Here is a 21078-nt window from a genome sequence, read left to right as displayed (position 1 = left end):
TTTTCTTCATGTGGGGCGATCTCTTATTTAACAAAATAACGATAATGCCCCACCATCCGCCAGCTAAACAGCACATCTTCTTCCTGCGCGCCTGCGCCAATGTTATGTATCACCAGCGGCGTACCGTCGCGGGCGAAGCCATCTGACGCCACCCCAATATGCGCCAGCCCGTTATCTAATCGCCAGGAGACAATATCGCCCGCTTGATAGTCACCGGCATTTTTACTGATGGGGCGTGTTTTGTTGTGGCGGCTAAACCAGGTTTCCAGATTAGGCACCCGACGGTGATCGATGTTGCTGTCCGGGCGCTTTAACTTCCATTTTTGCGGGTACTCAGCAAAATTCTTCGCCATATCTTCGTGAACCAGTTTCTGCAAATCGACCTTCTGGCTGCGCAATGCGCGGATCACCATATCGGAACATACACCGCGTTCTTGCGGAACATCACCGCCAGGATAGGTAAGCTGCGATCGTAAAATAGCGTGCTGCCAATTTGCTGTCTGGCACCGTCTGCGATGGCAAGGTTGGTATTGGCCTGGATTTGTACCACGGTTGGTGGAACGGCGGGAGATTTTAAGGAGTGGCTGGTAAATGCCGTTAGCAGGCTGAGCAGCGCCAGTGAAGCTTTCATCTGGTTCGTCCGTGAAAATAAGAGTCACAGATTCGACCTTCCGGGCTAACGATTGTTCTGTGGAGAAAATGTCCAGAAGCGGATAAAAAACTCCTGAACAACGTGGGAGTTTCAGATTACTGGCACAGAGTGCCGGATGCGGAGTGAACGCCTTATCCGGCCTACAAAAGCACGCAAATTCAATATATTGCAGAGATTGCGTAGGCCTGATAAGCGTAGCGCATCAGGCAATTTTGCGTTCAAACTCCCGGACAAGCCGGGAGTTTGGAGTAGGTTATTCCCACTCTTGCAGGAAACGCTGACCGTACTGGTCAGCTACCAGCAGTGCGGCGTAAACCTGATCTGGCGTCGCGCCGCCAGGCATGTTGTGGATGGTTTCACCTTCTGCACAAGATGCTTTTGCAACAATGCGCATTTTCGCCGGGACATCTTCTTTAATATCCAGTTGAGCGAGAGTTATTGGCAAACCTACCGCATGGCTAAGTGCAGCTACGGTTTCGATTTCCTCCACCGGCGCGTTTTCCAGTACCAGCTGCGTCAGCGTACCAAATGCCACTTTTCACCGTGATAATAGTGATGCGCGTCCGGGATAGCGGTCAGGCCGTTATGCACCGCGTGAGCCGCCGCCAGCCGCCGCTTTCAAAACCAACGCCGCTCAAATAGGTGTTCGCTTCAATCACGCGCTCCAGCGCCGGGGTTACTACATGCTGTTCGGCGGCAAGCATCGCTTTTTCGCCTTCTTCCAGCAGGGTGTTGTAGCACAGTTCAGCCAGTGCCAGCGCCGCCTGGGTGCACTTGCCGCCCGCCATGGTGGTCGCGCCGCTACGAGAGCAAGCACGCGCTTCAAACCAGGTTGCCAGCGCATCGCCGATACCCGCTGCTAACAGACGTGCAGGTGCGCCCGCGACGATTTTGGTGTCGACAATGACCATATTCGGGTTATTTGGCAACAGCAGATAGCGGTCAAACTCACCCTCATCGGTGTAGATAACAGACAATGCGCTGCACGGTGCATCGGTCGAGGCGATAGTCGGTGCGATCGCTACCGGAACACCCATGAAATGTGCCAGTGCTTTGGCAGTATCGAGGGTTTTTCCGCCACCGATACCGAGAATTGCGCCACACTGCGCAGTCTCCGCGATGCCACGCAGACGGTCGATCTCATTTTGCGAACATTCACCGCCAAACGGCGTAATTTCTACTACCAGTCCAGCATCTTTAAAGCTTTTCTCGACAGTGGATTGAGCAAAAACTAAAACAAATTTGTCACCCACCACTAACCAGCGTTCTGCCAGCGGCTTCAGGTATTCGCCCAGACGATTAATCACATCAGCGCCCTGGATGTATTTACCCGGTGATTGAATAATGCGGTCCATAATTGCTCCTTTAGAGATGAGTAGTGCCAAATGCGGCATTCCAGTCGTGTTCGAACTTCTCTATAGCTGACTCTACCGCAGGGGTGTTGAGCATTTGTTGCGCTACATCTAAGGGCAGGGTGATGGATTCACATCCTGCCAGTAAACAGTCCAGCGCCTGACGCGGCGTTTTAAAGCTGGCTGCCAGCACCATGCTTTCTGGCGCGTGCATTTCTAACAGCGTTTGCAGCTCCTGAACCGTACGAATGCCGTCCCCGCCCTGGGCATCTACGCGGTTAACATACGGAGCAACGTATTTTGCCCCTGCCAGTGCGGCTAATAACCCTTCTGCGGCGCTATATACAGCGGTGCCAAGTGTAGTAATACCCTATTTTTTCAGTATTTTAATTGCTGCCAGACCTTCGGAAGTCACCGGGATTTTCACCACAATACCCGGAATAGCGTCGCGCAGGCGCTTCGCTTCTTCCACCATCCCCTGCGCGTCGCGGCTCATGGTCTGAGCAAACAGAATGCCCTCATCACCAATCGCTTTTTGCAGACGCGGCAGCACTTCCCAGATGGACTCCTTGCTGGCAGCGATAATGCTCGGGTTAGTTGTCACCCCGGCAATCGGGAATATGCGTGCCAGACGTTCGACTTCTGCGACGTTAGCGGTGTCCAGATACAGTTCCATGATGTTTCCTTTTACAGTTCCAGTTCATGTTGCAGCAGGCTGGCGATAGCGTCGGCAGAGGCGGCGTTAACCAGCGCGTTACGGAATTCTTCGTGCATGATGCGGCGAGCGAGGCGCGAGAAAATGCGCATGTGCTGATCGCCCGCAGCGTGTTTGTTCAGGGTTAACATAATGATGAATTGCGCTTCATCATCGCCCCAGCGCACCGGCGCTTGCAGACGCGCCACGCTGATGGTGGATTGCTCAATGTGTTCTGATTTGCTGTGTGGAATGGCAAAACTAAAGCCCAGACCGGTAGAGAAAACGGCCTCGCGCGCCCATAAGTCGGCTTCCAGTTTACGCGGATAGCGGCAGCGGCCCGCCAGCAGCAGGTTATCGGTCATGCCTTTGAGCACTTCTTCTTTGCTGCGCCAGTCACTTTCCAGCGTGATGCACTCGGCGGTGACCAGCGGTGCGTCCTGTTGGGTCATGCGGAATTGCGCCAGCAGGTGTTCCACTTCCAGCGAAGTACGGCAGGCCATTGCCTGGTTGAGCAACTTGCGGCACTCACGGCTATCAAGTTGCGCCATCCGCGCTTTCGCCGCCGGAATTGATGGTGCGCTCATGCTGAGTTCATCCAGCCCTAAGCCGACCAGCAACGGCAGCACGGAACCTTTCGCTCCCAGCTCACCGCACAGACCAATCCATTTACCCTGGCGATGCACCGCCTGCACGTCGTAATCGAGCGCCCGCAAGAATGCCGGATTCAGGCTGTTGTAGTGACGAGTAACCTTAGCGTTATCGCGATCCACTGCCAGCAGATATTGCGTCAGGTCATTACTACCAATACTAAAGAAATCAATCTCTTCGCAGCATTGATCGATGATGAACATCACCGACGGCACTTCCAGCATAATGCCGAGCTGGATCTTCTCATCAAACGGAATGTGTTCGTTACGTAGTTGCTGTTTGGCTTCTGCCAGTTTTTCTTTCACCCATAAGATCTCTTCCATTGAGGAGATCATCGGGATCATGATTTTCAGGCTGCCGTGAGCGGAGGCGCGCAGGATCGAGCGTAGTTGTGTGGTAAATAACGACGCGTATTCTTCATAAATACGCACGGCGCGATAACCGAGGAACGGGTTTGCCTCTGCGGGAATGTTTAGATAATCAACGGGTTTGTCGCCGCCAATGTCCATAGTGCGCACAATAATGCTGCGTCCGTTGGCAGACTCCAGCGCCTGACAAAAAATGTTGTACAGCTCGCTTTCGCCCGGTGCACTGGTGCGATCCATATAGAGCATTTCAGTGCGGAACAAACCAACGCCTTCCGCACCATTGCCGAATGCGGCCTGCGCTTCCACGGAGTGAGCGATGTTAGCGGCAATTTCAATGCGGATACCGTCAGCGGTACGGGCTTGTTGGGTCAGCTAGACACGCTGTTGCTCACGCAGGGCGTCCTGTACGCGGGCTTCTTGCTGATAATAACGAGCTACGGCTTCTCCTGGCTCAACCACAATCGCCCCGGCGTTGCCGTCGATATAAATCGTTTGATGCTGCCACGGAGTGAGGGCATCAATATCCACACCAACCAGCGTCGGAATGTTGAACGAACGGGCAAGGATCACCGTATGTGAGGTGGTGCCGCCGCTTTTCAGTAACAATCCTTTGAGGTGATTTTTATCCAGTTCGAGGAACTGGCTGGGGGTCAGTTCATCAGCCATACAAATGGCGGACTGCGTCAGTTTGCCCGGTGCCGGGAAGCGTTGCTCACCGTAGATTTGCTGGAGTAACTGGAAGCAGACGTCGCGTACGTCCAGGGCACGTTCTTGCAGGTATCTGCTGCTGGAACGGGCAAACTCTTCGCAAAAGTGATTCGCACTGGCGACAATCGCTTCGGCGCAGCTTAATCCGGCGCTGACGCCTGCCAGTAAATGTTCGTGCAGGGAAGTATCGCCAGCCAGGGATCGGTGCGCTTCCAGAATCGCGCTGGTAGCACCGTCGCTATCCAGCAGACGAAACTCAATGTTTTTCAGTACCAGCGTCAGGCCGTTTTCCAGTGCGGATTGCTCGGCGTCAACGTCTTTGGCTGCGGGAAGATTACTCAGCGCATTGAGATCTAAAGAAGAGATCGGCGTCAGAATGCCGCCTGCACTACCGCTGCACACGGTGCGGGCGCGGATAATTTGCGGATTCAGATTGGTCAGTGAAACCGGCAGTGGTTCCAGTTCGTCAGATTTAACTTCCGCCAGCGGCGCATCGCAGTGGGGGAATTCATCGCGCAGCCATTGGCTTAAACGCTGGTGCCCTTCCTGTTCGTCGGCCCCGGAAATCAGTAGCTGGCAGTTATCACCCACCAGCGTATCGGTGCCAATCAGCGCCAGAGCGCTTTTGGCGTTGCCTTTACGGTCAGTACGCAGGTTATGCCACTCAATTTGAGATGAAAAAGTATTACACAGCGTTTCAACGTGGCTTGCCGGACGCGCATGTACGCCGTTAGGTAGCTCACAAATAAATTCCACAATCAGGGCCATTGCCTTTCTCCCGGTACGGTTTTCTGTTTACAGGATAAGAGCGCACGGTAACGGCCTGCCATGTGACAAATCTGCCAAAAGCTGGACAAATGTAATGTAACCGTCAATTTGCGACGCGTCTCACAAGACGCCGTTTTGCGGCATGCTTCCGGATTATCGCAAGTTATGAGGCGGATCGCATTTTTGTACTGATATTACAAAAGTCCAGTAAATGGCCTTTTTATCCACTGTTTGCTCCGCCTGCGATTGCCTATTGTTTCCTCCATCAAAAATATGGACATGGGCTTTTGCAAGCCCGGGAGCAGCTTATGAATGAGTTGGTGCAGATCCTGAAAAATACCCGTCAGCATTTAATGACGGGCGTTTCACACATGATTCCCTTCGTGGTATCGGGCGGTATTTTGCTGGCGGTTTCCGTCATGTTGTATGGCAAAGGCGCAGTGCCGGATGCCGTAGCCGATCCGAATTTGAAAAAACTGTTTGATATCGGCGTTGCAGGTTTGACGCTGATGGTGCCTTTCCTCGCCGCTTACATTGGTTACTCCATTGCAGAGCGTTCTGCGCTGGCTCCGTGCGCTATCGGTGCCTGGGTTGGTAACAGCTTTGGTGCGGGCTTCTTTGGTGCGCTGATCGCCGGGATTATCGGCGGCATCGTGGTGCATTACCTGAAGAAAATTCCGGTGCATAAAGTTCTGCGCTCGGTGATGCCCATCTTCATTATTCCTATCATCGGCACACTGATTACCGCAGGCATCATGATGTGGGGCTTGGGCGAGCCTGTAGGGGCGTTGACCAACAGCCTGACTCAGTGGCTTCAGGGGATGCAGCAGGGCAGCATTGTTATGCTGGCGGTGATCATGGGGCTGATGCTGGCGTTCGATATGGGCGGTCCGGTTAACAAAGTGGCCTATGCCTTCATGCTGATTTGCGTTGCTCAGGGTGTTTATACCGTGGTGGCCATTGCTGCCGTGGGTATTTGTATCCCGCCGCTGGGGATGGGGCTGGCGACGCTGATTGGTCGTAAAAATTTCTCCGCAGAAGAGCGCGAAACCGGCAAAGCGGCACTGGTGATGGGCTGTGTTGGCGTTACTGAAGGGGCGATTCCTTTCGCCGCTGCCGATCCGCTGCGTGTCATTCCTTCCATTATGGTCGGTTCAGTTTGTGGTGCAGTAACTGCGGCGCTGGTCGGTGCGCAGTGCTATGCAGGCTGGGGTGGTCTGATTGTGCTGCCGGTGGTTGAAGGTAAGTTGGGTTATATCGCAGCAGTGGCTGTCGGAGCAGTGGTGACGGCTGTTTGTGTGAACGTGCTGAAAAGTCTGGCGCGTAAAAATGGGTCTTCGACTGATGAAAAAGAAGACGACCTGGATTTGGATTTTGAAATTAATTAATTGAGGAACGAGCCATGACGAAAATTATTGCAGTAACCGCATGTCCTTCAGGTGTTGCCCATACCTATATGGCAGCAGAGGCGCTGGAAAGTGCCGCGAAAGCGAAAGGCTGGGAAGTGAAAGTAGAAACCCAGGGGTCAATTGGTCTGGAAAATGAACTGACTGCGGAAGACGTGGCGAGCGCTGATATGGTGATTCTGACCAAAGATATCGGCATCAAGTTTGAAGAGCGTTTTGCTGGCAAGACCATCGTGCGCGTCAACATCAGCGATGCAGTAAAACGTGCTGACGCCATTATGAGCAAAATTGAAGCTCACCTGGCGCAAACCGCTTAAGTTCTTCTCCCGCTCGCAAGGGCGGGTTCGCTTTCCCACAGGAGTTCCTCATGACGAATCGTATCTCTCGCCTCAAAACTGCACTGTTTGCCAATACCCGTGAAATCTCGCTGGAGCGGGCGCTGCTTTATACCGCCAGCCATCGGCAAACCGAAGGCGAACCGGTGATATTGCGCCGGGCGAAAGCAACAGCGTATATCCTTGAACATGTTGAAATTTCGATTCGTGATGAAGAACTGATTGCCGGTAACCGCACCGTAAAACCGCGCGCCGGGATTATGTCGCCGGAAATGGACCCTTACTGGCTGCTGAAAGAGCTGGATCAATTCCCGACGCGTCCGCAGGACCGCTTTGCTATCAGCGAAGAAGATAAACGTATCTACCGTGAAGAGTTGTTCCCGTACTGGGAAAAACGTTCGATGAAAGATTTCATCAACGGGCAGATGACAGATGAAGTAAAAGCCGCGACCAACACGCAGATTTTCAGCATCAACCAGACGGATAAAGGCCAGGGGCACATTATTATTGATTACCCACGCCTGTTGAATCACGGTCTGGGTGAGCTGGTGGCACAGATGCAGCAACATTGTCAGCAACAGCCGGAGAATCACTTTTATCAGGCCGCGTTGTTACTGCTGGAAGCCTCGCAGAAACACATTTTGCGTTACGCCGAACTGGCGGAAACGATGGCGGCAAACTGCACAGATGCCCAGCGTCGCGAAGAGCTGCTGACTATTGCGGAGATCTCCCGCCATAACGCGCAACATAAGCCGCAGACGTTCTGGCAGGCGTGCCAGTTATTCTGGTACATGAACATCATTCTGCAATACGAATCCAACGCCAGTTCGCTGTCTTTAGGGCGCTTCGACCAGTATATGTTGCCGTTCTATCAGGCATCTTTAACCCAGGGCGAAGATCCGGCGTTCCTGAAAGAACTGCTCGAATCTTTATGGGTGAAATGCAACGACATCGTGCTGTTGCGCTCCACCAGTAGCGCGCGTTATTTCGCCGGTTTCCCGACCGGCTATACCGCACTGCTCGGCGGGTTAACCGAGAACGGACGTAGCGCGGTGAACGTGCTTTCGTTCCTTTGCCTTGACGCCTATCAAAGCGTGCAATTACCGCAACCGAACCTCGGCGTGCGCACTAACGCCTTGATCGACACGCCGTTCCTGATGAAAACCGCCGAAACCATTCGCCTCGGCACCGGTATTCCGCAAATCTTTAACGATGAAGTGGTGGTGCCAGCGTTCCTCAACCGTGGCGTTTCGCTGGAAGATGCGCGCGACTATTCCGTAGTGGGCTGTGTGGAATTATCTATTCCCGGCAGAACCTACGGCTTGCATGACATCGCGATGTTTAATCTGCTGAAAGTGATGGAAATCTGCCTGCATGAAAATGAAGGCAATGCTGCGCTGACTTATGAAGGTTTACTGGAGCAGATCCGCGCCAAGATCAGCCACTACATCACCCTGATGGTTGAGGGCAGCAATATTTGTGATATCGGCCATCGCGACTGGGCACCTGTACCGCTGCTCTCGTCTTTTATCAGCGATTGTCTGGAAAAAGGTCGCGATATTACCGATGGCGGCGCGCGTTATAACTTCTCCGGCGTACAGGGAATTGGTATCGCCAACCTGAGCGATTCTCTCCATGCGTTGAAAGGGATGGTTTTTGAGCAACAGCGTTTAAGTTTTGACGAATTGCTGTCGGTATTAAAAGCCAACTTTGCAACGCCAGAAGGCGAAAAAGTCCGCGCTCGCTTAATTAACCGCTTTGAGAAATACGGTAACGATATCGACGAGGTGGATAACATTAGCGCCGAACTGTTGCGCCACTACTGCAAAGAAGTGGAAAAATACCAGAACCCGCGCGGCGGTTACTTCACGCCGGGATCGTATACCGTTTCTGCTCACGTTCCGTTGGGATCGGTGGTTGGCGCGACGCCAGACGGTCGTTTTGCCGGGGAACAACTGGCAGACGGCGGCTTGTCACCTATGCTGGGTCAGGACGCACAAGGGCCAACGGCGGTACTGAAGTCAGTCAGTAAGCTCGATAATACGCTGCTGTCTAACGGTACGTTGCTGAACGTGAAATTCACTCCGGCGACCCTGGAAGGTGAAGCGGGATTACGCAAACTGGCCGACTTCTTACGGGTGTTTACCCAGCTTAAGTTGCAGCATATTCAGTTTAACGTGGTGAACGCCGACACGTTGCGGGAAGCGCAACAGCGCCCACAAGATTATGCCGGGCTGGTGGTGCGCGTTGCCGGATACAGCGCCTTCTTTGTCGAACTGTCGAAGGAGATCCAGGATGACATCATCCGCCGGACAGCGCATCAGCTGTAACGTTGTGGAAACGCGCCGCGATGATGTGGCGCGCATTTTCAACATTCAGCGTTATTCACTGAATGACGGCGAGGGCATTCGTACGGTGGTCTTTTTTAAAGGCTGTCCGCATCTTTGCCCGTGGTGTGCTAATCCGGAGTCGATCTCCGGCAAAATCCAGACGGTACGCAGAGAGGCGAAATGTCTGCACTGTGCGAAATGTTTGCGTGATGCGGATGAATGCCCCTCCGGGGCGTTTGAACGGATTGGTCGCGATATCAGCCTTGACGCTCTGGAACGGGAAGTGATGAAAGATGACATTTTCTTTCGCACGTCCGGCGGCGGCGTCACGCTTTCTGGCGGCGAAGTGTTAATGCAGGCGGAGTTTGCTACCCGTTTTTTACAGCGACTGCGGCTGTGGGGTGTCTCATGCGCCATTGAAACTGCCGGAGACGCGCCAGCAAGCAAGCTGTTACCGCTGGCGAAATTGTGCGATGAAGTGCTGTTCGATTTAAAAATTATGGACGCGACTCAGGCGCGGGATGTGGTGAAGATGAACCTGCCACGCGTGCTGGAGAATCTGCGTTTGCTGGTGAGTGAGGGTGTCAACGTGATCCCGCGTTTACCGTTGATCCCTGGTTTCACGCTCAGCCGGGAGAATATGCAGCAGGCGCTGGATGTACTGACCCCGCTGAAAATCAGGCAGATCCATCTGTTACCGTTTCATCAGTACGGCGAACCGAAATACCGCCTGCTGGGGAAAACATGGTCGATGAAAGAGGTGCCTGCGCCGTCGTCAGCCGATGTGACAACGATGCGCGAAATGGCAGAACGGGCCGGATTTCAGGTTACCGTGGGAGGTTAAAATGGCATACCTGGTGGCAGTAACCGCCTGCGTAAGCGGCGTGGCGCATACTTATATGGCGGCGGAACGGCTGGAAAAGTTGTGCCAGTTAGAGAAGTGGGGCGTCAGCATTGAAACTCAGGGCGCGCTGGGAACGGAGAATCGTTTAGCGGACGAGGATATCCGTCGGGCGGATGTTGCTCTGTTGATTACGGATATCGAGCTTGCCGGTGCCGAGCGATTTGAACATTGCCGCTATGTGCAATGCAGCATCTACGCATTCCTGCGTGAGCCGCAGCGGGTAATGAGCGCGGTGCGCAAAGTGCTTTCTGCGCCGCAGCAAACCCATCTTATTCTGGAGTAGTCGGTTTTTCTGTCAGTTGGCTGTGGTACTGCCGGCGATATTCCGACGGCGAGTGTTCGGTGTTTTTACGAAACAGACGGCAGAAGTAGTTGCTGTCGACAAAGCCGCAGGCGTGCGCCACTTCTTTTACCTTCAGGTCATAGCCTTTCAATAACGTCTTAGCGTGCTCCAGTCGCGTGTGATTCAGGTATTCGTTAAAACCAATGGCCCCCGTTTTTTGAAACAGGTGCGAGAGATAGTTTGGTGAAATATAGAATGCCTGTGCGACAGATTCGCGGGTAAGCGCGGAGGCATAGCGTTCGTCGATATAATCGCGAATAGCTTCAAATAGTGCCTGGCTGCGTGAGGCGGTCTGGATTTGGCTGCCGAGCAAATCGCGGCAGTGGCTAAGCAGGCTGGCTACGATAAGCCTTGCCGTTTGCTGCTCCTGCGGCTGCATTTGCATTTCATTGAGCGTTTGTAGCAGAAAAGAACCTATGCGTGGGCCGCGTCGGGCGACGTGTTGCTTCGCCAGATTTTGATATTGTTTGCCATCCCATTGCACGACGCTGAAGCCGAGTTGCTGTTTGCCAAACAGCACGCTAAAGGTGGTAGCGGGTGTTTTCCATTGTGGGAAATTCCAGCCACCAGCGGCAACGTACAGCACATCGCCGGGAACTAACGTTGCTCCAGCGCCGGTATCAACAAACTCACCTTCCAGCACAATTTCCAGCCGTGGAAAATCGACCTGATACGCAAGATCGGGCACCGGGCCGTTACTGCTGGCAAAGTAAATCTGGCGCAGGGACAGCGGGCCGTTGATCAGGCGGGAGAGCAGATAGCTGACGTCGTGATACATGTTATTCCCTTAGGTATGTAGACGGGAAAACAGTAACTGGCATTATTAAAAAAGGCCACCTGAAAAGTGTGGCCTGAGGGGAGTTCGATGTAAACATTGCGGCAGTATCGCATCCGGCAAATAGCGCCAGACGCGATACAAAGGTCATCTACTGATTACCCACCTGATCGCCATACGGCAGAGTGTCGTAATCGATCAGCGCGTTTTTCTTGTACGGGTTACCAATCCAGCGGGTAGTTTCTTTGAACTGCGGATTCACCACTGAACGGGTTGGATCGTAACCGTCGTAAGATAAGCCCGCCAAATCTGACCAGGTGTGGATCAGTTCCGCCAGGCTGTATTTACGATCGACATCCTGTGAGAAATCACGGGGATGAGTCGCTTGCCATTTTTCCGACGTCCACAGCAGGAACGGAATGGTGTACATGTGGCGCGTCGGGTTGTCTTCGTTACGCCCCTGAGTTTTGTGCGGCGGCGTGTCGTAAACCTCTTCACCGTGGTCAGAGAAGTAAACCAGGAATCCGTTCGGGTCTGCCGCTTTAAAGTCTTTAATCAGGCTGGCAACCACATGATCGTTATACAGGTTAGCGTTGTCATAATCGTTATATGATTCCAGCTCTTCTGCGCTTAATCCTGGCGGAACATGATCGGTATTGCCATCAAACTTGCCCTGATTTTCCGGGTAGCGGTATTTGTATTTGATATGCGTACCCAGCAGATGAACGATGATCAGTTTCTTCGGCGCAGGGTCATTCAGCACATCCTGGAACGGCTTCAGCACGTTGGTGTCGTATTCACGCGCACTCTGCGTACGTTGCTGGTTCATGTAGTACTGCTTGTCGGTCTGGCGCGAAAATACCGTCAGCATGGTATTGCGGGCGGTCATCGTCTGCTGGTTGGTGATCCAGAAGGTTTTATAACCCGCCTGTTTCATCATGTTCATCAGCGACGGCTGCGTCAGATACAGATCCGGGTTCTTTTCATTGGCAAAGGTCAGCGCCTGTTGCAGGATTTCAATGGTGTACGGACGAGACGTAACTACGTTATTAAACACGGTCAGATTCGGATCGGTTTTATGCAGCGCATCCAGCTCCGGCGTGGTTTCACGCGGATAACCGTACAGACTCATGCGTCCGCGCTGGGTCGACTCGCCAATCACCAGCACTAAAGTGCGCGGTTCGTTACCCGATTCATCTTTGAAATTAGCCAGTGGCGGCAAGGCATTATTTTCATTCAGTAACTTTGTTAGCGAGTTTAGTTGCTGACGATACTGATAATAGCCGGTCAGGAATTGCCACGGTGCGGCAGGCTCCATACGCGAGGCTAGGTTATCCAACGTTTTCTCAAACGGCTTGTTTTTGATAAACGTATTCATGGCGATCGGATGCAGAATCAAGCCATAAAGCAGGGCAAAAGAGACAACATAACGCCACGGCTTTGGAATATAGACCGGGCGCAGGCGTGTCCACAGCAGAACTGCCACCGCCGTATAGGCCAGCGCGATAAGCACAATTTTCAGGCTGAAATACTGGCTTAAATACTCGCTGGCTTCGTTGGTGTTGGTTTCGAACATCACAAACAGAACGCTCTGCGAGAACTCCTGCCCGTAGATGACGTAGTAGCACAGCGCCGCCAGAGAGGCCGTCCATAGCACCACGCCGATCACTGCGGCAATAATTTTAATCCGCTTCGGAAAGAGGAATACCGGGATCAACCACAGCGAGCTGAATAACAGCGAGTCGCGAATGCCGTTGGTGCCACTATAACCACTGATGTAAATAATGGCCTGTAGCAGAGTAGAGAAAAACCAAAAGTAGAGCAGTGCCCAACCCAGGGCTTTCCAGCTAGAAAGGGGTTTAGCCTGGACTTCTGTGGAATGCATAGTAAGAACCTGTCTTGAAAAAAATATCGCCGAATATAACGACAATTCCTTAAGGATATCTGAAGGTATATTCAGAATTTGAATAAAATGCAGACAGAAATATATTGAAAACGAGGGTGTTAGAACAGAAGTATTTCAGAAAACCCTCGCGCAAAAGCACGAGGGTTTGCAGAAGAGGAAGATTAGCCGGTATTACGCATACCTGCCGCAATCCCGGCAATAGTGACCATTAACGCTTGTTCGACGCGAGGATCCGGTTCCTGGCCTTCTTTTTCTGCCTGGCGGGAGCGGTGCAGCAACTCGGCCTGCAATACGTTCAGCGGGTCGGTGTAAATATTCCGTAGCTGAATAGACTCTGCAATCCACGGCAGATCGGCCATCAGATGGGAATCGTTGGCAATCGCCAGCACCACTTTGATGTCTTCTTCTTGCAGGTTGCGTAACTCTTTACCTAACGGCCACAGTGCTTTGTCTACCAGACGTTGATCATAGTATTCCGCCAACCACAGGTCTGCTTTGGCGAAGACCATCTCCAGCATGCCGAGACGCGTCGAGAAGAATGGCCAATCGCGGCACATGGCTTCCAGCTCGCTCTGTTTGCCATCTTCGACCACTTTTTGCAGCGCCGTACCTGCACCCAGCCAGGCGGGGAGCATCAGGCGGTTTTGCGTCCAGGCAAAAATCCACGGTATGGCGCGCAGCGACTCGACGCCGCCGGTTGGGCGACGTTTCGCCGGACGTGAACCCAACGGCAGTTTGCCCAATTCTTGTTCCGGCGTAGCGGAGCGGAAGTAAGGCACAAAATCTTTGTTTTCACGTACGTAGCCACGGTAGAGATCGCAGGAGATGACTGACAGTTCATCCATAATGCGACGCCAGCTCTCTTTCGGCTCAGGTGGTGGCAGCAGGTTGGCTTCCAGAATCGCCCCGGTGTAAAGCGACAGGCTGCTGACGGTGATTTCTGGCAGACCATATTTAAAGCGGATCATCTCGCCCTGTTCAGTCACGCGCAGGCCACCTTTCAGGCTTCCTGGCGGTTGTGACAGCAGCGCCGCATGGGCAGGTGCGCCGCCGCGACCAATGGAACCGCCGCGACCGTGGAACAACGTCAGCTCAATACCCGCTTTTTCGCAGGTTTTGATTAATGCATCCTGTGCCTGATATTGCGCCCAGGAAGCTGCCATCACGCCCGCATCTTTTGCTGAGTCGGAATAGCCAATCATCACCATCTGTTTGCCCTGAATCAGGCCGCGATACCAGTCGATATTGAGCAGCTGGGTCATGACATCGTTGGCGTTGTTCAGGTCATCGAGGGTTTCAAACAGCGGAGCAACCGGCATCGCAAACCCGATACCCGCTTCTTTCAGCAGCAGGTGGACAGCCAGTACGTCGGACGGCGTTTTCGCCATCGAGATCACGTAGGCGGCAATGGAGCCTTGCGGCGCTTCGGCAATCACCTGGCAGGTATCGAGCACTTCGCGCGTTTCGGCGCTTGGTTGCCAGTTGCGCGGCAGAAGCGGACGTTTGGAGTTCAGTTCGCGGATCAGGAACGCCTGTTTGTCGGCCTCTGACCAGCTTTCGTAGTCGCCGATACCGAGGTAGCGGGTCAGCTCGCCCAGCGCTTCGGTATGGCGGGTGCTCTCCTGACGGATATCAATACGGACCAGCGGTACGCCGAAACATTTCACGCGGCGCAGGGTGTCGAGCAGATCGCCGTTGGCGATAATACCCATGCCACACGCCTGAAGTGACTGGTAGCAAGCGTAGAGCGGTTCCCACAGTTCTTCGTTTTGTGTCAGCAGCCCTTCTGGTTTTGGCAGTTCTTCGCCTTTCAGGCGCGCTTCCAGCCATGCCTGTGTCGCCATCAGGCGAGAACGCAGGTTTTTCATCAGATAGCGATACGGTTCTGCGGCACCTTCTTCGCCAACCAGCGCCAGCAGTTCAGGGGTCGCTTCAACCATCGACAGTTCAGAAACCAGAACCTGAATATCTTTCAGGAACAGATCGGTGGCTTTCCAGCGGCTGAGCAGCAGGACGTGGCGGGTGATATCGGCAGTGACGTTCGGGTTGCCGTCGCGGTCACCGCCCATCCACGAGGTAAAACGTACCGGAACAAATTCGACGGGCAGTTTGTAGCCGAGATTCTCTTCCAGTTGTTCGTTCAGTTCGCGCAGGTAATTCGGTACGCCTTGCCACAGGCTGTTTTCTACTACGGCAAAGCCCCATTTGGCTTCATCTACCGGGCTTGGACGCAGCTTACGGATTTCATCGGTATGCCATGACTGGGCGATCAACTGGCGCAGGCGACGCATCAGCTGGTTGCGTTCGTAGTCAGCGATATCTTTGTTATCGAGCTGTTTTAAACAGGCGTTCACTTCCACCATTTTGTGGATCAGTGTACGACGGGTAATTTCGGTTGGGTGAGCCGTGAGGACCAGTTCCAGCGACAGCGATTCCACTGCTTTTTTGATGGTGTCTTCGCTCAGTTCCGGCTGGTTTTTCAGTTTACGCAGGGTGCGGGCGATCACTTCCGGGTTGCTGGCAGCTTCGCCTTTCGGCGAAATGCTGTGGTATTGCTCGGCGGTGTTGGCCAGGTTCAGGAACTGACTAAACGCACGCGCAACGGGCAGCAGCTCGTCGTTCGACAAATTTTGTAAGGTGGTGAGCAACTCCTGGCGGTTAGCATCATTGCCAGCGCGTGAAGATTTCGACAACTTACGGATAGTTTCTACGCGTTCAAGAATGTGTTCTCCCAACGCATCCTTGATGGTTTCTCCCAGCACTTTGCCGAGCATACTGACATTACTACGCAATGCGGAATATTGTTCGTTCATATTACCCCAGACACCCCATCTTATCGTTTGATAGCCCTGTATCCTTCACGTCGCATTGGCGCGAATATGCTCGGGCTTTGCTTTTCGTCGTCTTTTATAAAGCCACGTAAAAGCGGTGACGTCAAATGCTGCGAAATCGCTTCAGCAAACGAATAAATAGCAGGAATTTACGCCATTAAATTCACGACGCTTTAAATAAGCGTAACTTATGGAAATGTTAAAAAATCGCCATACATAACACCAAAGGTGTAGGTCGGATAAGATGCGCAAGCATCGCATCCGACATTATTGCGGCACCGGAGTTTGGCAACGGTGCCGGATGCGGCGCGAGCGCCTTATCCGGCCTACGTTTTAATGCCAGCAAAAATGGTGAATTACCTGGATAATCAACTCACGGGTGGGTTTAATAAACCGCGTCTCCAGATATTCATCAGGCTGATGAGCTTGATTGATGGAACCCGGACCGAGCACCAGCGTCGGGCATAACGTTTGAATAAACGGCGCTTCGGTACAGTAATTCACCACTTCGGTTTTTGCTCCGAGCAATTTCTCAACCACTTCAACCAGTTGATGATTCGGTGGGCATTCATAGCCAGGGATCGGCGGATGCAGCTCGTCGACCGTCAGACGACCCGGCCAGCGTTCGCTCACCGGAGCCAATGCATCGTTGAGCAAACCATTAAGTTCATTGAGTGTCATGCCAGGCTGCGGACGAATATCCATATGCAACTCACAGCAAGCGCAAATACGGTTAGAAGCGTCGCCACCGTGAATATGCCCGAGGTTGAGCGTAGGGTATGGCACGGTAAATGCTTCGTAGTGATAACGTTCTTTCAGGTTATCGCGCAATTGCAAAATATGCCCGATGGCGTCGTGCATTAGTTCGATAGCGTTAATTCCGCGTGCTGGATCGCTGGAGTGCCCCGACTGGCCCTGAATACGGATGGCGTTAGAGATATGACCTTTATGTGCGCGTACCGGTTGTAGTGACGTCGGTTCGCCAATGATGGCGCAATCCGGGCGCAGGGCGGTAGTTTCGGCAAAATAACGCGCTCCGGCCATACTGGTTTCTTCATCAGCAGTCGCCAGAATGTAGAGCGGTTTTTTCAGTTTCGTGACGTCGACATCGCGTAGCGCATCAAGGATAAACGCAAAAAAGCCTTTCATGTCGGCGGTGCCTAAGCCGTAAAGCTTGCCGTCATGCTCCGTCAGTGTAAACGGATCGCGCGTCCAGCGACCGTCATCAAATGGCACCGTATCGGTATGCCCCGCCAGCAACAAGCCGCCAGCCCCCTGTCCGTAACTGGCCAGCATATTAAATTTGTTGCGAGTTCCTGGAACAGGCTGCACTTCCACATTGAAGCCCAAATCTTTAAACCAGTCCGCCAGCAGAGTGATTAAATCTGCATTGCTTTGATCGAGTGCCTCTTCCGTAGCGCTTATTGAAGGTGTGGCAATCAGAGCGCGGTAAATCTCGATAAATGGCGGTAATTTGTTTTTCATTGTTGACACACCTCTGGTCATGATAGTATCAATATTCATGCAGTATTTATGAATAAAAATACACTAACGTTGAGCGTAATAAAACCCACCAGCCGTAAGGTGAATGTTTTACGTTTAACCTGGCAACCAGACATAAGAAGGTGAATAGCCCCGATGTTGAATACGCTGATTGTGGGTGCCAGCGGCTACGCTGGCGCAGAGCTAGTGACCTATGTAAATCGCCATCCGCATATGAACATAACCGCTTTGACTGTTTCAGCGCAAAGCAATGATGCGGGAAAGTTAATCTCCGATTTGCATCCGCAGCTAAAAGGCATCGTTGAGCTGCCGTTGCAGCCGATGTCGGATATCAGCGAGTTTAGCCCAGGGGTGGACGTAGTGTTTCTCGCCACCGCCCATGAAGTTAGCCACGATTTAGCGCCGCAGTTTCTTGAAGCGGGCTGCGTGGTGTTCGACCTTTCCGGCGCGTTTCGTGTTAACGACGCCACCTTCTATGAAAAATATTACGGCTTTACCCATCAATACCCGGAACTGCTGGAACAGGCAGCCTACGGTCTGGCGGAGTGGTGCGGTAATAAATTAAAAGAAGCGAATTTGATTGCGGTGCCAGGCTGTTATCCGACGGCGGCACAGCTGGCGCTGAAACCGTTGATTGATGCCGATCTTCTTGACCTCAATCAGTGGCCGGTGATCAACGCCACCAGCGGCGTGAGCGGTGCAGGACGTAAGGCAGCGATTTCAAATAGTTTTTGTGAAGTTAGCCTGCAACCGTATGGCGTCTTTACTCATCGCCATCAACCAGAGATCGCCACACACCTCGGTGCTGACGTTATCTTCACCCCACATCTGGGCAATTTCCCGCGCGGCATTCTCGAAACCATTACCTGCCGCCTGAAATCGGGTGTGACCCAGGCGCAAGTCGCGCAAGCGTTACAGCAGGCGTATGCCCATAAACCGCTGGTGCGGCTGTATGACAAAGGCGTTCCGGCGCTGAAAAATGTCGTTGGGCTGCCATTTTGCGATATCGGGTTTGCCGTTCAGGGCGAGCATCTGATTATTGTGGCGACCGAAGACAACTTACTGAAAGGCGCGGCGGCACAAGCGGTACAGTGCGCCAATATTCGTTTCGGCTATGCGGAAACGCAGTCTCTTATTTAAGGGTGCAATGATGAATCCATTAATTATCAAACTGGGCGGCGTACTGCTGGATAGTGAAGAGGCGCTGGAACGTCTGTTTAGCGCATTGGTGAATTATCGTGAGTCACATCAGCGTCCGCTGGTGATTGTGCACGGCGGCGGTTGCGTGGTGGATGAGCTGATGAAAGGGCTGAATCTGCCGGTGAAAAAGAAAAACGGCCTGCGGGTGACGCCTGCTGATCAGATAGACATTATCACCGGAGCACTGGCGGGAACGGCAAATAAAACCCTGTTGGCATGGGCGAAGAAACATCAGATTGCGGCCGTAGGTTTGTTTCTCGGTGACGGCGACAGCGTCAAAGTGACCCAGCTTGATGAAGAGTTAGGTCATGTTGGACTGGCGCAGCCAGGTTCGCCTAAGCTTATCAACTCCTTGCTGGAGAACGGTTATCTGCCGGTGGTCAGCTCCATTGGCGTAACAGACGAAGGGCAACTGATGAACGTCAATGCCGACCAGGCGGCAACGGCGCTGGCGGCAACGCTGGGCGCGGATCTGATTTTGCTCTCCGACGTCAGCGGCATTCTCGACGGCAAAGGGCAACGCATTGCCGAAATGACCGCCGCGAAAGCAGAACAACTGATTGAGCAGGGCATTATTACTGACGGCATGATAGTGAAAGTGAACGCGGCGCTGGATGCGGCCCGCACGCTGGGCCGTCCGGTAGATATCGCTTCTTGGCGTTATGCGGAGCAGCTTCCGGCACTGTTTAACGGTATGCCGATGGGTACGCGGATTTTAGCTTAAGTTTTGTTAGCCGGAGGCGCAGCTTTCCGGCATTGAATTTCAAAATAAGGAAACAGAGTTATGGCACTTTGGGGCGGGCGTTTTACCCAGGCAGCAGATCAACGGTTCAAACAATTCAACGACTCACTGCGCTTTGATTACCGTCTGGCGGAGCAGGATATTGTTGGCTCTGTGGCCTGGTCCAAAGCCTTGGTAACGGTCGGCGTGTTAACCGCAGAAGAGCAGGCGCAACTGGAAGAGGCGCTGAACGTGTTGCTGGAAGATGTTCGCGCCAGGCCACAACAAATCCTTGAAAGCGACGCCGAAGATATCCATAGCTGGGTGGAAGGCAAACTGATCGACAAAGTGGGCCAGTTAGGCAAAAAGCTGCATACCGGGCGTAGCCGTAATGATCAGGTAGCGACTGACCTGAAACTGTGGTGCAAAGATACCGTTAGCGAGTTACTGACGGCTAACCGGCAGCTGCAATCGGCGCTGGTGGAAACCGCACAAAACAATCAGGACGCGGTAATGCCAGGTTACACTCACCTGCAACGCGCCCAGCCGGTGACGTTCGCGCACTGGTGCCTGGCCTATGTTGAGATGCTGGCGCGTGATGAAAGCCGTTTGCAGGATGCGCTTAAGCGTCTGGATGTCAGCCCATTAGGCTGTGGCGCGCTGGCGGGAACGGCCTATGAAATCGACCGTGAACAGTTAGCAGGCTGGCTGGGCTTTGCTTCGGCGACCCGTAACAGTCTGGACAGCGTTTCTGACCGTGACCATGTGTTGGAACTGCTTTCTGCTGCCGCTATCGGCATGGTGCATCTGTCGCGTTTTGCTGAAGATCTGATTTTCTTTAACACCGGCGAAGCGGGGTTTGTGGAGCTTTCGGACCGCGTGACTTCCGGTTCATCATTAATGCCGCAGAAGAAAAACCCGGATGCGCTGGAGCTGATTCGCGGTAAATGCGGCCGGGTGCAGGGTGCGTTAACCGGCATGATGATGACGCTGAAAGGTTTGCCGCTGGCTTACAACAAAGATATGCAGGAAGACAAAGAAGGTCTGTTCGACGCGCTCGATACCTGGCTGGACTGCCTGCATATGGCGGCGCTGGTACTGGACGGCATTCAGGTGAAACGTCCGCGTTGTCAGGAAGCGGCGCAGCAGGGGTATGCGAACGCCACTGAACTGGCGGATTACCTGGTGGCGAAAGGCGTACCTTTCCGCGAGGCGCACCATATTGTGGGTGAAGCGGTGGTGGAAGCCATTCGTCAGGGCAAACCGCTGGAAGATCTGCCACTCAGTGAGTTGCAGAAATTCAGTCAGGTGATTGGCGAAGATGTCTATCCGATTCTGTCGCTACAATCGTGCCTCGAAAAGCGTGCGGCAAAAGGCGGCGTCTCACCGCAGCAGGTGGCGCAGGCGATTGCTTTTGCGCAGGCTCGGTTAGAGTAATTTGTTTATATTGCTCCCCTGAAAATGGGGAGTTTACCACGCCTACAAAGTGCGACACTTCGTAGGCGGATAAGGCGTTTACGCCGCATCAGGCAGAAATTTGTCAGCATTCTGGTGTAATGCCGATCAGTTAAGGATCAGTTGACCGATCCAGTGGCTGTGTAAGAATCCGGAAACGCTCACTTGTTTCCGGA

Annotated in this window: 12 protein-coding genes and 4 pseudogenes; 8 read left to right on the top strand and 8 right to left on the bottom strand. The window is 53.2% G+C overall.

The annotated features are described in order from the left end of the window. Nucleotides 1-23: 23 nt before the first annotated feature. The 4 pseudogenes from ABZJ92_RS05370 to ptsP all read right to left on the bottom strand — a co-directional run bounded on the left by ABZJ92_RS05370 (nt 24) and on the right by ptsP (nt 5193). Nucleotides 24-631, bottom strand: a pseudogene (locus tag ABZJ92_RS05370) (DUF1287 domain-containing protein). Nucleotides 632-905: 274 nt separating this feature from the next. Then, nucleotides 906-2007, bottom strand: a pseudogene (gene gldA / locus ABZJ92_RS05365) (bifunctional L-1,2-propanediol dehydrogenase/glycerol dehydrogenase). 10 nt (nt 2008-2017) lie between these two features. Next, a pseudogene (fsa, locus tag ABZJ92_RS05360) lies at nt 2018-2680 on the bottom strand (fructose-6-phosphate aldolase). Nucleotides 2681-2691: 11 nt separating this feature from the next. Next, nucleotides 2692-5193, bottom strand: a pseudogene (ptsP, locus tag ABZJ92_RS05355) (phosphoenolpyruvate--protein phosphotransferase). Nucleotides 5194-5501: 308 nt separating this feature from the next. On the opposite strand from ptsP, the gene ABZJ92_RS05350 reads away from it, so the two are divergent. Genes ABZJ92_RS05350 through ABZJ92_RS05330 form a run of 5 tightly spaced genes read left to right on the top strand, consistent with a single transcriptional unit; the run spans nt 5502 to nt 10451 of the window. Next, nucleotides 5502-6581, top strand: coding sequence for a PTS fructose transporter subunit EIIC (locus ABZJ92_RS05350; protein WP_001004442.1), 1080 nt, complete (start codon nt 5502-5504; stop codon nt 6579-6581). A 14-nt stretch (nt 6582-6595) separates the two neighbouring features. Next, nucleotides 6596-6916: a PTS fructose-like transporter subunit IIB gene (locus ABZJ92_RS05345; RefSeq protein ID WP_000161265.1), complete on the top strand. Its 321-nt coding sequence runs from the start codon at nt 6596-6598 to the stop codon at nt 6914-6916. A 50-nt stretch (nt 6917-6966) separates the two neighbouring features. Then, the gene (locus tag ABZJ92_RS05340; protein ID WP_000184806.1) at nt 6967-9264 is read left to right on the top strand and encodes a formate C-acetyltransferase; all 2298 of its coding nucleotides are present in this window, start codon (nt 6967-6969) and stop codon (nt 9262-9264) included. Continuing rightward, nucleotides 9230-10108 (top strand): [formate-C-acetyltransferase]-activating enzyme, encoded by an 879-nt coding sequence (locus ABZJ92_RS05335; RefSeq protein WP_000204109.1) that lies wholly within the window; start codon nt 9230-9232, stop codon nt 10106-10108. Before ABZJ92_RS05340 ends, ABZJ92_RS05335 begins: the two co-directional genes overlap by 35 nt. A gap of 1 nt (nt 10109) precedes the next feature. After that, a complete protein-coding gene (locus tag ABZJ92_RS05330; RefSeq protein ID WP_000323849.1) occupies nt 10110-10451 on the top strand; it encodes a PTS fructose-like transporter subunit IIB in 342 nt (113 codons plus the stop codon). Here the strand turns inward: ABZJ92_RS05330 and ABZJ92_RS05325 are convergent. From ABZJ92_RS05325 to argE, 4 genes are all read right to left on the bottom strand, one after another. Then, nucleotides 10438-11289 (bottom strand): AraC family transcriptional regulator, encoded by an 852-nt coding sequence (locus tag ABZJ92_RS05325; protein WP_000274623.1) that lies wholly within the window; start codon nt 11287-11289, stop codon nt 10438-10440. The genes ABZJ92_RS05330 and ABZJ92_RS05325 overlap by 14 nt on opposite strands. 148 nt (nt 11290-11437) lie before the next feature. Beyond that, nucleotides 11438-13171 carry a phosphoethanolamine transferase CptA gene (locus tag ABZJ92_RS05320; RefSeq protein ID WP_000556326.1) on the bottom strand — a complete coding sequence of 578 codons (1734 nt, stop codon included), beginning with the start codon at nt 13169-13171 and terminating at the stop codon, nt 11438-11440. 182 nt (nt 13172-13353) lie between these two features. Beyond that, complete coding sequence (ppc, locus tag ABZJ92_RS05315) at nt 13354-16005, bottom strand: phosphoenolpyruvate carboxylase (protein ID WP_001005601.1); 2652 nt, start codon at nt 16003-16005, stop codon at nt 13354-13356. Between the two features lie 351 nt (nt 16006-16356). Continuing rightward, entirely contained in the window at nt 16357-17508 is a 1152-nt protein-coding gene (argE, locus tag ABZJ92_RS05310; protein WP_005050468.1) for an acetylornithine deacetylase, read from the bottom strand. A 153-nt stretch (nt 17509-17661) separates the two neighbouring features. On the opposite strand from argE, the gene argC reads away from it, so the two are divergent. The 3 genes from argC to argH are packed head-to-tail and all read left to right on the top strand — an operon-like array spanning nt 17662 to nt 20884. Continuing rightward, on the top strand, nt 17662-18666 hold the full coding sequence (argC, locus tag ABZJ92_RS05305) for an N-acetyl-gamma-glutamyl-phosphate reductase (RefSeq protein WP_000935388.1): 1005 nt from the start codon (nt 17662-17664) through the stop codon (nt 18664-18666). A gap of 7 nt (nt 18667-18673) precedes the next feature. Further along, nucleotides 18674-19450, top strand: a complete 777-nt coding sequence (gene argB / locus ABZJ92_RS05300; protein WP_077696320.1) for an acetylglutamate kinase — start codon at nt 18674-18676, stop codon at nt 19448-19450. Between the two features lie 60 nt (nt 19451-19510). After that, nucleotides 19511-20884, top strand: coding sequence for an argininosuccinate lyase (gene argH / locus ABZJ92_RS05295; RefSeq protein WP_001230091.1), 1374 nt, complete (start codon nt 19511-19513; stop codon nt 20882-20884). The last annotated feature ends 194 nt before the right edge of the window (nt 20885-21078 follow it).

This window comes from Shigella sp. FJ200513 (assembly GCF_040495915.1).
Classification (GTDB): domain Bacteria; phylum Pseudomonadota; class Gammaproteobacteria; order Enterobacterales; family Enterobacteriaceae; genus ECMA0423.
The sequence above is the reverse complement of the archived record's forward strand: the minus strand, read 5'-3'. Positions and strand labels throughout refer to the sequence as shown.